The sequence below is a fragment of the Sphingobium sp. RS1 genome (assembly GCF_056156825.1).
In genome coordinates this window covers 2943609-2957500 of sequence record NZ_JBLZXE010000002.1, presented here as the reverse complement: position 1 = coordinate 2957500, position 13892 = coordinate 2943609, and the positions used below count along the sequence as shown (strand labels likewise).

Sequence of the window (13892 nt, the reverse complement as noted above, 5' to 3'; positions counted from 1 at the left end):
CAGAGACAGCGAAGAAAGTGCAGCACACCGACCTGACGCCGGCTGCCCGCACAAATGGCACCGTCCGTACCCATGGAACACAGGCCGGACGGCGCAAGATATCGACATGGTCCCGCCGGCCTGTCGGGGGCGGGGCCATGCAATCCCGGATCAGCCGTTCAGGCGGTCCTTGATGCCCTTGGCGGGCGCAAAGGTCAGCTTGCGCGAAGCGGCGATCTCGATGGTCGCGCCCGTGGACGGGTTGCGGCCCTGGCGAGCCGGGCTGTCCTTGACCTTGAATTTGCCGAAGCCGGAAAGCGACACTTCGTCGCCCTTGGCGGCCGCATCGGCGATGGCGCCGATGACGGCATCCACCAGCTTGCGGGCTTCGGTCTTGCTCAGATCGTTCGACGCCGCGATTGCATCGGCGAGATCATTGTTGTTCATAAAACCATCTGCTCCTGATTATGGGCCGTTTCAGGTAACGCCCTCACGGCCGCTCGTCCATGCCGGACAAGCCCGAAACGCTGTAAATATATGCCAAATGGCCCATTCTGCCGGCTCAGACCGGCCGATCACCACCGAGTGCGCCGCAACCGTACCGGCGCGCCATCCCAAAAAACTGCCGCTTTGCCGAAGGCCAGTGTCGAATCAATCGCCTTGCCCTTCGTGCCGCTCGGGCTAATCTGCCGCCATGTCGGAGCGGAAACTCAGGGCATGGCAGGCGGCGGGGCTGATCGACGCCGACACCGCCAGCCGGATCAGCGCGTGGGAAGCGGCGCATAGCCGGCCGATCGGCGTCTGGGCGATCGTAGGGCTGGGCGCGCTCACAATCGGGCTTGGACTCGTCTCGCTGATCGCCGCCAATTGGGAGGCGATTCCCGGCATCACGCGGCTGGCGCTCCACATGCTCCTGATGGCAGCGCTTTCCGCCTGGATCTGGTGGAGCTTGCCCAGAGGCCGGATGCACGATCAGGTGCATGACGCGCTGCTGTTCGTCGCGGCCGTGCTCGGTCTGACCTTTTTCGGCCATCTGGGGCAGGTCTACCAGACCAGTTCACCGCTCTGGCAGCCTCTGCTTGCCTGGCTGCTGCTCTTTTCGCCGCTCCTGCTGCTGTTCGGGCGCGGCTGGCCGGTCGCGGGCCTGTGGATGACCGGCCTGCTCGGCACATTATGGGCCCACGCCGACGATCACGGCCATCTCTGGCAGATGTTCGGCCGCGCCGTTCCTCCCTATCCGTCGCTTTACTGGGGCCTGATCGCCTGCCCGCCGATGATCGTCGCCGGCGCCGCAGCGCTGCTGCGCGGCCGGAGCCAGCGCCCCGCCTTCTGGCGCCTGCTCGAACAGATGGCCATCGCCACCATCTTCGCCAGCCTCAGCCTGCTCATCCTGCTCCATGGCTGGGATGGCGACGGCAGCATCCGATCCGGCAGCGCGCTGATCCACGGGCTCGCCCTGATCGCAGCGGCGGCGGCCATCGCCTACGCGCGGCGCACCGCATCGGGTCAGGCAACCGCCGCACTGTTGCTGGTCGCGGCGGCCCTGCACCTGATTCAAGCACTGCTTCCCCATGACCATGGCGCCACCCGCGCCTGGATCAGCAGCCTGCTCTTCTGCCTGCTCTGGGGTTCGGCCGCCGCCGCCGCCATCCATGCCGGCTGGCGCCGGCTGTTCCAGCTTGGCGTGGCGATGGTGGCGCTGCGCATCATCATCTTGAGCTTCGAACTGAACGACGATTTGCTGGGCAGCGGCGTCGGCCTGATTCTGTCCGGCCTGTTCGCCATGGCGGTCGCCTGGGCTACGATCCGCCTGTCGCGGCGCTATGCTCCTGCGCGGGGGGACGCCGCATGACGCCCCGCCGCACCCGTCTAAGCCTCGCCGCCGCATTGCTGCTGCCACTCATCGCTTTGGCCGCCAGTTGGGCCGTCACCCAGCATCAGGCGCAGCAGGGCCAGGAATGGCTGATCCCGATCCGGGGCTATGACCCGCGCGACCTGCTACGCGGCCATTATGTCCAATATCGCTATGACTGGCCGGCACCGCCGCATCAGCAGACGGAGAGCGCCGTGACGCCCGGCAGCGCCGACGCGCTCTGCATCACCGGCAGGGCCCCGCATATCCGCACGGTCTGGCCCTTGCAAAACAACGCCGATCCGGCCGTGGAAAAGAATTGCGCCATCGTCCTGCGCGGCACGCTGGGAACCCGGCGCGAGATACGCGGCCTCGACACCGGCATCTTCTACGCCTCGCAATCGGAAGCGCTGGTTCTCTCCCGCAAGCTGGCCGATCCCGATGTGCGGGGATTGATCCGCGTCCGGGTGCGCCCTGACGGCATGCTGCGCCCAATCGCGATGGAATTCCGCCGCCGGCCGCGCCCGTCGCCTTGAAGCATGAAGCGAACCGTCATCCAGCCCAGATGACGGTTCGCTTCATGCTCTTAAAGCTCCAGCCCGATCAGCGTCCCGCTGCCGATCTTGTCGACATAGCGCTTCCCGTCGATTTCCAGCCAGTCGGGCGTCACCTCCAGCCGGCGACCGTTGATGGTGGTGCGCAGATGCTCCACCGCGATCCGGTTGCGCGCGACGATCCGCAACACCGCCAGCCCGTCGCCCCGCGCCGCCATCATGCTGTAACGATCGCCGCGCAGCAGGAAATGCCAGCTGCCGTCGGTCGGCTTCCATTCATTGCCATCGATAATCTGGGTCGCGACACCATCGGGCGATCCCAGCCGCACGCTGATCCGGGTCGCGCCGTTCATCCGGCGCGGCGGCGCAAAGATCAGGATCGGCTCGCCCTCCAGCGTGATCGGGATCGGCGTATCGCGCAGCAGCCGCGATCCCCCCACGATCAGTTGCGGCAGTTCGGCCGAGAAGGGCAGGCGATCCCGCGCGAAATGGCGCTGCCGCACCACCGGGTTGGCGTGGAAACTCTGCACCTGCGTGGCGGTCAACCGCCCCTCTTCGACCAGCCCGTGACAGGTCGGACAGAGCAATGTTGCCCCCGGCCCGTCCGGCAACCCCAGATAGCGATAGATGGTCACGCCGCAGCGGACGCAGGCAAAGCCACAGGCCTGCCGTATATCGGCGCGCTGCTCGGCCGTCAGATCCGGCAAAGACGGCATCACTCGCAAGCCTACCATGGACGACCCCTTTTCCCGCCGTTCACCCTCTTGTGAACGGACGTTCCTGACATGGCGTCCTCTTGCGAATATGGGGCTCTTCGGCCCCTCCCTTGTTAACCCTATCGTTTAAATTAATCGGCCCAAGTCAAGGGCCTGAACGAAATTCCTCATCTTTTCCGCTATCGTTGCGGCAACAGATCGACATTGCGCGCAGCGGCGATCGCGCGGATGCGGTCTGGCCGCGGCATATTCTTGATCGCAATCTCGGCCATATCGCCGGCACTGAACAACTCGACATGGCCGACGCCGAAGATGCGTTGGCCCAGAGTCTGCGTGATCCGTACCGACCGGATGCTGGTCAACGCGATCTCGGTCCGCTGCTTGGCCAGCAGACCGCGCTCCAGCAGCACCTCCCGTTCGCTCAGCGCCAGCCGCTCGCCCTTGTGCAGTACCCACCAGATACCAATGGCGATAATCCCCACCACCGATACCAGCAGCAACAGGAACAGGAACGGGTGCGCCCGGAACATGGCGGGATGCTCGTCATACAGCCAGATGTCGCTCACGCCGTCTCCCTCGCTACAGCATGCAGACTTCACCATGGCCCGGCGCGTCCGTCAAGCCGCCGACACACCAGCATCAAACTGGCTGGTTAACCGAAATTTTCCATAAGCCATGGTAAAGCATCCGCTCCAATTGGGACGGATCATGGCACGCAATCTCTACGACGTCGGCGATCGCACCCCGGATGAAGTGGGTAGCTGGCTGAACGAGAAACAGGAAAAGCGCGCGCGCCTGATACCGGTCGGCATGCTTCTGCTGGCCCTGGCACTTGCCGCGGGCGGAGCGATGCTGCTGCTCCAGATTCTTCCCGGCACCGGTGAAAGCTCCAGGCCGGTCGCCACGCCTGCCACCATATCCGAAGAATTTGCGCTGTGCGACGACAGCAAGGGCGATGCCTGCGTGCTCGGCGCGGATGCCTATGCCTGGCGCGGCCGGCGTTATCATCTGGCGGACATCAGCGTCCCCGGTGAGATCGACCCGCGATGCCCGCAGGAAGCCGCACTGGCGCACAAGGGCCGCGCGGCGCTGCTGGCGATGATGAATGGCGGCGCGTTCGAGGCCATGCCCGACTCCGCCGACACCGATCCGTCCGCCCGCATCCTGCTGCGCGACGGCGTGTCGATCGGGCAACTCATGATCCTGAAAGGCTATGCAAGGCCCTGGTCACGCCAACCAATCGACTGGTGCAAGGGCAGTTGATTCAGCCCGGTTTCTCAGTTTACGGCCACCACGACCTTTATCGTCAGCGGATCGCCGCCGGCCATAATGGCGAGCAGCCGATCGACATTGGGATGCGCGCCGGGACGATTGCGGGCATCGGGGACATGTTCGGCAAACAGCGCCAGCCCGTGATCGGCCGCCCGCGCGTCCAGTGCGCCAAAAGTCCCGGCGAGATAATGATAGACCGCCAGCGATCCCTGCTTGCCCGGCTGGTTCTCGATGCTGCCAACCACGGCACCCTGAACGTCGATCAGGTCGATGCGGGCCACGCCCGCGATCGACGGCAGCTGCGCCAGATTATCCTTGAAGCTGGTCCCCGGCTGAATCATCGCTCGCATCTTTCCTGTCTTTGAACTCTCTGGGCGCGGGCCTCTAACAGCTTCCGAACATATCCGCCATCATATGCCTGTCGGCTGGTGCAGCGCAGACATCGCCCTTCCTCTGACAGCCGCCAGCACATCGCCCGCCAGCCGCGCATAATCGGCGCAGGCGCGCTGCATCGCCGCTTCCGCGCCGTCGCCGCGCAACTGGCCGAAACATTGACGGTTTTGCGCCGCGCGCATCTGGCGCAGGCGGGCACGGCTCTCTTCTGCCAGCCCCAGTTGCGGCCCGGTCCGCCGCCACGCCTCTGCCGCGCTGAAGATGCGGCGGCCCGGATGGATGCCGGGATCGCGTCCCGCCGTCGCACCCAGCCGGTCAATCCGGCCCGCTTCCACGATCAGGTCGGTCAGGAAGAGGTCCAATTCGCGCAGGCCATTGCCGATCAGCTTTGCCGACATGGCATCGCGACGGCGCATCGCGGCATCGGGACAGAGGCCCAGCGACATGCCGTTGGCCAGAAAGGCGGCGGCGCGCTGGATATGAGCGACCTGCCCCGCAATGGCTGCGCAGCGGTCGCCCATGCCGGTCAGCTTTCGTCGCCCATGCGCAGGGCGGCGATGAAGGCTTCCTGCGGAATCTGGACGCTGCCATATTCGCGCATGCGCTTCTTGCCTTCCTTCTGCTTGTCCAGCAGCTTCTTCTTGCGGCTGATGTCGCCGCCATAGCATTTGGCGGTCACGTCCTTGCGCATCGCGGCAATGGTCTCACGCGCGATCACCTTGCCGCCGATCGCCGCCTGGATCGGGATCTTGAACAGGTGGCGGGGGATCAGATCCTTGAGGCGCTCGCACATATGGCGACCACGGGCTTCCGCCGCCGAGCGGTGGACGATCATGGACAAGGCATCGACCGGCTCGTTGTTGACAAGGATGCTCATCTTGACGAGATCGCCTTCCTGGCTACCGGTCTGGTGATAATCGAAGCTGGCATAGCCGCGGCTGATCGACTTCAACCGATCGTAAAAGTCGAACACGACTTCGTTGAGCGGCAGGTCATAGGTCACCTGCGCACGGCCGCCGACATAGGTCAAATTCTTCTGCACGCCGCGCCGGTCCTGGCACAGCTTCAGGATGGAGCCGAGATATTCGTCGGGGCAGTAGATCACCGCCTCGATCCACGGCTCCTCGATCATCTCGATATGGTTGGGATCGGGCATGTCGGCCGGATTGTGCAGGTGGAGGATGCGACCATCCTTCATATGCATGTCATAGACGACCGACGGCGCGGTGGTGATCAGGTCCAGATCATATTCGCGCGTCAGACGCTCCTGGATGATTTCCAGATGGAGGAGGCCCAGGAAGCCGCAGCGGAAGCCGAAGCCCAGCGCGGCCGAGGTTTCCATTTCGAAGCTGAAGGACGCATCGTTCAGGCGCAGCTTGCTGATCGAATCGCGCAGCTTTTCAAAGTCGTTGGCGTCGACCGGGAACAGGCCGCAAAACACCACCGGCTGCACTTCCTTGAAGCCCGGCAGCGGCTTGGCCGCGCCATTCTTGACCGTGGTGATGGTATCACCGACGCGGGTCTGGGCGATTTCCTTGATCTGCGCGGTGATGAAGCCGATTTCGCCGGCAGCCAGCTCCGGCAGCGCCTCGATCTTCGGGCGCATGCAGCCGACGCGATCGATGAGATGTTCGGTGCCGCCGATCATGAACTTGATCGCCTGCCCCTTCTTGATGACGCCATTGACCACGCGGACGAGGATGACGACGCCCAGATAGGGGTCGTACCAGCTATCGACCAGCATCGCCTCCAGCGGGGCATTGCGATCGCCCTTGGGCGGCGGGATCTTGGTGACGATGGCTTCGAGAATATCATCGATGCCGATGCCCGACTTGGCGCTGGCCAGCACCGCTTCAGACGCATCGAGGCCGATCACGTCCTCGATTTCCTTGCGCACCTTTTCCGGTTCGGCGGCGGGCAGGTCGATCTTGTTCAGTACCGGTACGATCTCATGATCATGCTCGATCGACTGATAGACGTTCGCCAGCGTCTGCGCCTCCACGCCCTGCGCGGCGTCCACGACCAGCAGCGCGCCCTCGCACGCGGCCAGGCTGCGCGACACTTCATAGGCGAAGTCGACATGGCCCGGCGTGTCCATGAGGTTCAGCTCATAGGTTTCGCCATTTTTGGCGGTATAGTCGAGGCGCACCGTCTGCGCCTTGATGGTGATGCCGCGCTCCTTTTCGATGTCCATATTGTCCAGGACTTGCGCGCTCATCTCCCGGTCGGTCAGGCCGCCAGTACGCTGGATCAGGCGGTCGGCCAGCGTCGATTTGCCATGGTCGATATGCGCAATGATCGAAAAGTTACGGATATGGCTAAGGTCAGTCATCGGCGCCCGATAGCAGCGATTCGCTGCGCTGTCAGCAGGATCGCGCACAGGCGGGATTCGATGACAAAGCCCGTCATTTCCACGCCCCTTTGCTTGGAAGCGATTGACCCCTGTGATAAGTATTCGCAGGAACGGGGCAACGATTTTCAAACTCAAGCAACAAACGGGGTTCTTGAAATGCGTGCAATGAAGAAGCTGACCGCGGCGGCTGTCTGCCTGGCCATGGTCGCACCGCAGGCGATGGCGGCGGACAAGGGTTCGTCGGGCCGCCAGGCCCAGACCAAGAAGCAGATGGAAATCCCGCGCTGCACCAAGCGCCTCGGCACCGTCGCGATCGTGGAACCGGACAATCAGTGGTGGCGTGAGCTGAACCTGGGCAGCCCCGAAGCGATCATCAAGCTGTTCGTGCAGCAGTCCGGCTGCTTCGGCATCGTCAACCGTGGCCGCTCGATGGCCAGCCGCAACATGGAACGCGCCATGGCGGATTCGGGCGAATTGCAGGCCGGATCGAACCTGGGCAAGGGTCAGGTCAAGGCGGCGGACTATTTCATCCAGCCCGACATCGTGACCACCAACAATAATAGCGGCGGCAACGCCATCGGCGGTCTGGTCGGCGGCTTCCTGGGCGGACGTACGCTCGGCGCGCTGGCTGGCGGCATCTCGGTCAAGAAGAGCGAGGCCAATGTCATGCTCTCCGTGGTCAACGCCCGCACCACCGAAGAAGAAGTGATGGCCGAGGGCTATTTCCGCAAGTCGGACCTCAGCTTCGGCGGTGGCGGCGGCCTTGGCTGGATGGGCGGCCTCGCCGCTGTGGGCGGTGGCGGCTACCAGAATACCGCGATCGGCCAGGTCATCGTCCTCGCCTACCTCGACGCCTATACGAAGATGGTGACGCAGATGGGCGGCCTGCCTGAAAATGCAGCCGCTGCGGCGCCCGTCGCCCAATAACGCGCATTGATCGAAACAGGAAAGGGCGCGGCCGGCGACGGCGGCGCCCTTTTGCTGTCAGCCCTGGCTGGGCGCCACGTCCGTCGGCACCGGTTGCACCTCGCGCCGCCGCTTCCACCAGGCGATGATCGCCTCCCCCGCCGGGCGCTCCACCACCCGGTTGATCGCCGTCCCCAGCGTCAGCGCGACCAGAAAGGCGGCGGCAAAGCCGATCCAGGGACTGTAGCCCGCCTTGGCGAACTCCAGCATCACGACGAAGCCGACATGCTGGTGGATCAGGTAAAAGCTGTAGCTGATCCCGCCCAGCCACACGAGCGGGCGCAGGCTGAGGAAGCGCAGATGGCCGTGGATCAGCGCCACGAAGCTAACCACCAGCACGCAGCCGACGATCGCCACGTCCCATGTCTCCATGGTCGCGATCGACAGCAGCGCAAGCGCCGCATAGGGCGCCTGCTGCCCCAGCGTCCGCTGCCCCGACCAGACACGATAGGCCAGCATGCCGATGACGAAGAAGGGCGTGTAGCGCAGCACCAGCAGCATCACGATCCGTTCGGGCATGTCGGGCCACAGCCAGTATAGCCAGCGCGCCGCCAGCCACAGGACCAGAAGCGGCTCCAGACGGCGGATGCCGAAGAATTTCCACATGGCGATCATGCAGAAATAGAAGGCGATCTCCACCGTCAGCGTCCAATAGGCGCCGTCCACTTCCGGTATGAAGGCAAAGCCCTGCAACATCGTGAAATTGGCCAGGATGTCGACCGGGCCGATCAGCAATTGCGTCGCATGGGCCAGATATTCGATCGACAGCGTCAGCAGCATCGCCACCAGATAGGCGGGATAAAGGCGCGCGAAGCGATTGACCACGAAGTCCGCGACGGTGCGGATGCGATCGAGCGTGAAGAAGATGGCGAAGCCCGAAATGGTGAAGAACAGCAGCACCCGATAATTGCCGCCCGGAAAGCTGAAGGGCACATGGCTGGCCTGCGGGAACAGTTCATGGAAGCGGGTGGAATAATGGAAGATCAGCACGCACAGCGCGCCGATCCCGCGCAGGGCATCCAATTCCGTCAGACGGCCACGGGAAGGCTTTGCTCCAACCATGCCGCCTCATAGCAACAACGGAGCAACGAATCCGTTATGATCGTGGTTAACGTGGCCTTCTGCCGCGCTTTTTCTTTGCTGCTGTCTTTCCGGCGATGTGCCGGTTCAGGACGGTCCCGTTTCGGCCGCGCGCTTCAGGCCCTGCAACTGTTCAGCCAGCACCTGATCCACGACAGGCGCGATCGCAGCGGCACCCCCGCGCAGATAGCCCCCGACCACATAGGTTATCGCCACCTTCACGCCCTTCCCCGCCGGCGTGATCGTGAGGTCCAGCGTGCCGACCACGGCTTCCGCCTGTAACGGCCCCAGCGCGCCCGACAGACGCAGCCGCTTACCCGGCATGGCCTGAACCACTCGCGCATGTTCGACCGATCCCTGCGCCGCCGGCAGCGCCTCGCAGAAGCAACCGCCCGCCCGCGCGTCGATCGTCATGTTCGCCGAATCGCCGCTATAGCTGTGCGCATCGCTCCACCAGCGACCCGGCTGGATCATCAGCGCATAGACGCCGGCGGCATCGGCCGCGATCTCCACGCTGCTTTCGGTCACGAAGCCCGCATCACTGCTGGCCGTAACAGCAGCATGGGCCGGCGCAGCCATCGCCGCACCAGCCCATGCCAATAGTCCGATCATGCGCACATCATCCCTCCCCGGTTCGGGCAGGGAGATTAGCTCAGGCCGCGTTGCCGTCCAAGATGGCGGCGATGGCGACGGTCACGTCGCTCATATCCGCCATGCCGTCCACGCGCGACACGATGCCGCGCGCTTCGTAGATCGGCAGGATCGGCGCGGTCTTGGCGCGATATTCGGCCATGCGCGTGCGCACCGTTTCCTCGTTGTCGTCGGGCCGGCGCTTGAACTCATGCCCATGGCACTTGTCGCACTCGCCTTCGACCTTGGGCTGCTTGAAGCTGTCATGATAGCCCGCGCCACAGCTGGCGCAGGTGAAACGACCGGTGATGCGCTCGACCAGCGCATCCTCGTCCACTTCCAGTTCGATCACATGGTCGAGCGTGCGGTTGCGGTCGGTGAGGATCGTGTCGAGCGAATGAGCCTGCGCCTCCGTCCGGGGATAGCCGTCGAAGATCACGCCGGTATCCGGTGCCAGCGCGTCGAGCGCCTCGCCGATGATACCCGACACCACTTCGTCGGGCACCAGCGCGCCCGATTCCATCAGCGCCTTGGCCTGAAGGCCGACCGGCGTGCCGGCCTTCACCGCCGCGCGGAGCATGTCCCCTGTCGACAGCTGCACCATGCCACGATCGTCAACCAGACGGGTCGCCTGGGTGCCCTTGCCGGCCCCCGGAGGGCCAAGCAGAATGATATTCATTGCGCGCATACTCCCCTGTTCGTTGCGCTGTAATCAGAGTCTCGAAACGCCCCTCAGCGCAGTCGACCCTTGAGCTTCGCCTTCTTGATCAGATCGCCATATTGATGGGCGAGCAGATGGCTCTGAATCTGGGTCACGGTGTCGACCGTAACATTGACGACGATCAGCAGGCTAGTCCCACCAAGGTAGAAGGGAATGCCCGCCCGCGCGATGGCGAATTCCGGCACCAGGCAGATGAAGGCCAGATAGGCCGCGCCGATGACGGTGATGCGCGTCAGCACATAATCCAGATAATTTTCGGTATTCTTGCCCGGACGGATGCCAGGGATGAAGCCGCCATTGCGCTTGAGATTGTCAGCCGTCTCTTCCGGATTGAACACCACGGCGGTGTAGAAGAAGCAGAAGAAGACGATGCCGAGGCCGTAAAGGCCCATATAGACCGGGCTGCCATGCGACAGATACTGGTTCAGCGTCAGGACGAAGTCGCCCCACTTGCTTTCACCCGCGACGGTCTGACCCGCGAATTGCGAGATGGTCAGCGGCATCAGCAGCAGCGACGACGCAAAGATCGGCGGGATGACGCCGGCGGTGTTGACCTTGAGCGGCAAATGGCTGCGGTCCGCCTGCATCAATCCCTGTCGCGTTTGCCGCTTGGGATACTGGATCAGGACGCGGCGCTGGGCGCGCTCCATGAAGCAGATCAAAAGTATGAGGCCGACGGCCATCACCATGACCAGGAAGATCAGCAGGCCGGAGATCGAGCCTTCGCTGCCCGACTTGAACAGGTTGCTGAGCGTCACCGGCAGCTGGGCGACGATGCCCGCCATGATGATGAGCGAAACGCCGTTGCCGATCCCACGCGAGGTGATCTGCTCACCCAGCCACATCAGGAACATGGTGCCACCGATCAGCGAGACGACGGCGGTCAGGCGGAACAGCAGGCCCGGCTCGATCACCGCCTGCATGCCCTGCTGGGCACCAAAGCCCTCCAGGCCCACGGCGATGAAATAGCCCTGCACCGCGGTCAGGCCGACAGTGCCATAGCGGGTCCACTGGTTCATCTTCTTGCGGCCGCTTTCGCCTTCCTTCTTGATCGCCGCGAGCTGCGGCGAAAGGCTGGAAGCGAGCTGCACCACGATCGACGCGGTAATATAAGGCATGACGCCCAGCGCGATCAGGCTCATGCGCGACAGCGACCCACCCGAGAAGGTGTTGAAGATGTCGAGGATGCCGCCGTTGGTCTGGCTGTACAGCTGCGACAGGGCGGTCGGATCGACGCCGGGCAGCGGCACAAAGCTGAGGAAACGGAACACGATCAAGGCGCCCAGCGTGAACCACAGGCGCTTCTTGAGGTCGGTCGCCTGGCTGAACTTCGCGAGGCTGAGATTGGATGCGAGCTGGTCGGCTCTCGATGCCATGGTGGCTGCCCTTCAAATCACTCATGCCCGGATGGAAGTCCGGGCCGGAATCGGAACCCCCTTAGCGGGGGCTTGGGGCGCTGTCGAACCGGGAATCACCGCCCATGCGGCAAACAGCGTCCCCCGATGCACAAGACCCCGCCGACCCATATCGGGCAGCGGGGTCATGCTTGCAAGACTGTCAGACCGAAATCAGGCCTTCGCAGCGGCCTTCTTGGCGGCCAGGGCGGTGCCCTTCTTGGCCTTCGCCTTGTCGGCAGCCGGAACGACTTCGATCACGTCGACCTTGCCACCGGCCTTTTCGACGGCTTCGACGGCGCTCTTCGACGCGCCGGCCACCAGGAAGCTGACCTTGGCGGTCAGTTCACCCTTGGCGAGCAGACGGACGCCGTCCTTGCCACCGCGGGTCAGGTTGGCGGCGTTCAGAGCGGCCTGGTCGATGGTCGCGTTTGCATCCAGCTTGCCGGCGTCGATCGCCTTCTGCACGGCGCCCAGGTTCACGATCGCATAGTCGTTCGCGAAGATGTTGTTGAAGCCGCGCTTCGGGATGCGCATGTGGAGCGGCATCTGGCCACCCTCGAAGCCGTTGATGCTGACGCCCGAACGCGCCTTGGCACCCTTCTGACCGCGACCGGCGGTCTTGCCCTTGCCCGAGCCGATGCCGCGGCCTACGCGCATGCGGCCCTTGCGGGCGCCGGCATTGTCATTGATGTCGTTGAGCTTGAAAGTCATGTGTGCACTCGCTTTCGCTTGGTTCGCGCTGAATGGGAGCGGCGCCCATAGCGGGATGCAGGATGCTTGTCACCCCCTAAAGCGGCGGATGCCCCTGCGCGGCGATGGCAGGCGATGACCGGTTAACTTCGCACATTTCTCGCTTGTTCCGACATTTCGTATCCAATGTTGAAAACTATGTTTCAAAGACTTGGGTTGCCTTCGCCGCTTCTCGACTTCGCTCGAAGCGAACGGAGGCAAGGCCACAATATCCTGTACGCGCCATGTAGGACAGCAGTCCCCTTCCCTCACGCCCCTGAACGCAGAAAGGGCCGATTCGCCTGCGCGAATCGGCCCTTTGCTGTTTTGTCAGAAGTGGAAAGGCTTAGCCTTCGACCACTGCAACCATGTGGGGCAGCTTCTTGATGGCACCGCGGACTTCCGCCGTGTCTTCCAGTTCCACCACGCGGTTCATCTTGCCAAGGCCCAGGCCGATCAGAATCTTCTTCTGGTCGGCGGGACGACGGATCGGCGAACCGATCTGCTTGATCTTGATCTTCGCCATGTCAGTTACTCCGCAATCGCTTCGGCATCAGCCTGCGCGACGTCAGCCGAGGCACCACCGCGACGCAGAAGGTCGGCGACCTTCTTGCCACGACGCTGCGCCACCGACTTCGGGCTGGTCTGTTCGACCAGAGCCGCGAAGGTCGCACGGATCATGTTGTAGGGGTTCGACGTGCCGTTCGACTTGGTCACGACGTCCGCGACGCCGAGGCTTTCGAACACGGCGCGCATCGGACCACCGGCGATGATACCCGTACCGGCCGGAGCCGAACGGACAGTCACCTTGCCGGCACCGAAGTGGCCCAGGCCGTCATGATGCAGGGTGCGGCCTTCCTTCAGCGGAACGCGAACCATTGCCTTCTTGGCAGCGGCAGTCGCCTTGCTGATGGCTTCAGGCACTTCGCGGGCCTTGCCATGGCCGAAGCCCGCACGGCCCTTGCCATCGCCGACGACGACCAGAGCAGCGAAACCGAAGCGCTTACCGCCCTTGACGGTCTTCGAGACGCGGTTGATGTGAACCAGCTTCTCGATCAGCTCTTCGCCCTGCTCCTCGTCGCGGTTGCCGCGACGGTCGTCGCGACGACCACGGCCGCCACGCTCGCCACGGTTGCGATCGCCACCGCCACGGTTGCCACGGCCACGGCCGGGACCACGACCTTCGGTCGGTGCGCCTTCGCCACCCTCGACGGGTGCGACGACTTCGTTGGTGTTTTCGTCAGCCATGA

At 63.9% G+C, this 13892-nt stretch carries 17 protein-coding genes; 4 read left to right on the top strand and 13 right to left on the bottom strand.

Annotation, left to right across the window (positions count from 1 at the left end):
- Window positions 1–150: 150 nt before the first annotated feature.
- Window positions 151–426: an HU family DNA-binding protein gene (locus ACNHGR_RS16320; RefSeq protein ID WP_184269451.1), complete on the bottom strand. Its 276-nt coding sequence runs from the start codon at window positions 424–426 to the stop codon at window positions 151–153.
- Window positions 427–673: 247 nt separating this feature from the next.
- Between ACNHGR_RS16320 and ACNHGR_RS16315 the strand changes: the two genes are divergently transcribed.
- Both ACNHGR_RS16315 and ACNHGR_RS16310 read left to right on the top strand, forming a co-directional pair.
- A complete protein-coding gene (locus tag ACNHGR_RS16315) occupies window positions 674–1831 on the top strand; it encodes a DUF2157 domain-containing protein (protein ID WP_475287425.1) in 1158 nt (385 codons plus the stop codon).
- Entirely contained in the window at window positions 1828–2367 is a 540-nt protein-coding gene (locus ACNHGR_RS16310; protein WP_475287424.1) for a GDYXXLXY domain-containing protein, read from the top strand. The genes ACNHGR_RS16315 and ACNHGR_RS16310 overlap by 4 nt, the downstream gene beginning before the upstream one ends.
- A 50-nt stretch (window positions 2368–2417) precedes the next feature.
- Here ACNHGR_RS16310 and ACNHGR_RS16305 read toward each other — a convergent pair whose 3' ends face one another.
- Complete coding sequence (locus tag ACNHGR_RS16305; protein ID WP_172598831.1) at window positions 2418–3101, bottom strand: hypothetical protein; 684 nt, start codon at window positions 3099–3101, stop codon at window positions 2418–2420.
- Between the two features lie 179 nt (window positions 3102–3280).
- Complete coding sequence (locus ACNHGR_RS16300) at window positions 3281–3667, bottom strand: PH domain-containing protein (protein ID WP_184269445.1); 387 nt, start codon at window positions 3665–3667, stop codon at window positions 3281–3283.
- 142 nt (window positions 3668–3809) lie between these two features.
- Between ACNHGR_RS16300 and ACNHGR_RS16295 the strand changes: the two genes are divergently transcribed.
- A complete protein-coding gene (locus tag ACNHGR_RS16295; RefSeq protein ID WP_184269443.1) occupies window positions 3810–4364 on the top strand; it encodes a nuclease in 555 nt (184 codons plus the stop codon).
- Between the two features lie 14 nt (window positions 4365–4378).
- Here the strand turns inward: ACNHGR_RS16295 and ACNHGR_RS16290 are convergent, their stop codons facing one another.
- From ACNHGR_RS16290 to lepA, 3 genes are all read right to left on the bottom strand, one after another.
- Entirely contained in the window at window positions 4379–4714 is a 336-nt protein-coding gene (locus tag ACNHGR_RS16290; protein WP_475287421.1) for a DUF2322 family protein, read from the bottom strand.
- A gap of 69 nt (window positions 4715–4783) precedes the next feature.
- Entirely contained in the window at window positions 4784–5287 is a 504-nt protein-coding gene (locus tag ACNHGR_RS16285; protein ID WP_475287419.1) for a hypothetical protein, read from the bottom strand.
- 5 nt (window positions 5288–5292) lie between these two features.
- Window positions 5293–7098, bottom strand: a complete 1806-nt coding sequence (gene lepA, locus ACNHGR_RS16280; RefSeq protein WP_184269439.1) for a translation elongation factor 4 — start codon at window positions 7096–7098, stop codon at window positions 5293–5295.
- Between the two features lie 177 nt (window positions 7099–7275).
- Between lepA and ACNHGR_RS16275 the strand changes: the two genes are divergently transcribed.
- The gene (locus ACNHGR_RS16275) at window positions 7276–8046 is read left to right on the top strand and encodes a CsgG/HfaB family protein (protein WP_184269437.1); all 771 of its coding nucleotides are present in this window, start codon (window positions 7276–7278) and stop codon (window positions 8044–8046) included.
- 57 nt (window positions 8047–8103) lie between these two features.
- Here ACNHGR_RS16275 and ACNHGR_RS16270 read toward each other — a convergent pair whose 3' ends face one another.
- The 7 genes from ACNHGR_RS16270 to rpsE all read right to left on the bottom strand — a co-directional run bounded on the left by ACNHGR_RS16270 (window position 8104) and on the right by rpsE (window position 13890).
- The gene (locus tag ACNHGR_RS16270) at window positions 8104–9147 is read right to left on the bottom strand and encodes an acyltransferase family protein (protein ID WP_475287418.1); all 1044 of its coding nucleotides are present in this window, start codon (window positions 9145–9147) and stop codon (window positions 8104–8106) included.
- Between the two features lie 105 nt (window positions 9148–9252).
- Entirely contained in the window at window positions 9253–9783 is a 531-nt protein-coding gene (locus ACNHGR_RS16265) for an SRPBCC family protein (protein WP_475287417.1), read from the bottom strand.
- Between the two features lie 34 nt (window positions 9784–9817).
- Window positions 9818–10474: an adenylate kinase gene (locus ACNHGR_RS16260; protein WP_184269431.1), complete on the bottom strand. Its 657-nt coding sequence runs from the start codon at window positions 10472–10474 to the stop codon at window positions 9818–9820.
- A gap of 53 nt (window positions 10475–10527) precedes the next feature.
- Complete coding sequence (gene secY, locus ACNHGR_RS16255) at window positions 10528–11892, bottom strand: preprotein translocase subunit SecY (protein ID WP_184269429.1); 1365 nt, start codon at window positions 11890–11892, stop codon at window positions 10528–10530.
- A 192-nt stretch (window positions 11893–12084) separates the two neighbouring features.
- Window positions 12085–12624: a 50S ribosomal protein L15 gene (gene rplO / locus ACNHGR_RS16250; protein ID WP_184269427.1), complete on the bottom strand. Its 540-nt coding sequence runs from the start codon at window positions 12622–12624 to the stop codon at window positions 12085–12087.
- 364 nt (window positions 12625–12988) lie between these two features.
- Complete coding sequence (gene rpmD / locus ACNHGR_RS16245; protein WP_056691667.1) at window positions 12989–13168, bottom strand: 50S ribosomal protein L30; 180 nt, start codon at window positions 13166–13168, stop codon at window positions 12989–12991.
- A 5-nt stretch (window positions 13169–13173) separates the two neighbouring features.
- Window positions 13174–13890, bottom strand: coding sequence for a 30S ribosomal protein S5 (rpsE, locus tag ACNHGR_RS16240; RefSeq protein ID WP_184269425.1), 717 nt, complete (start codon window positions 13888–13890; stop codon window positions 13174–13176).
- Window positions 13891–13892: the final 2 nt, after the last annotated feature.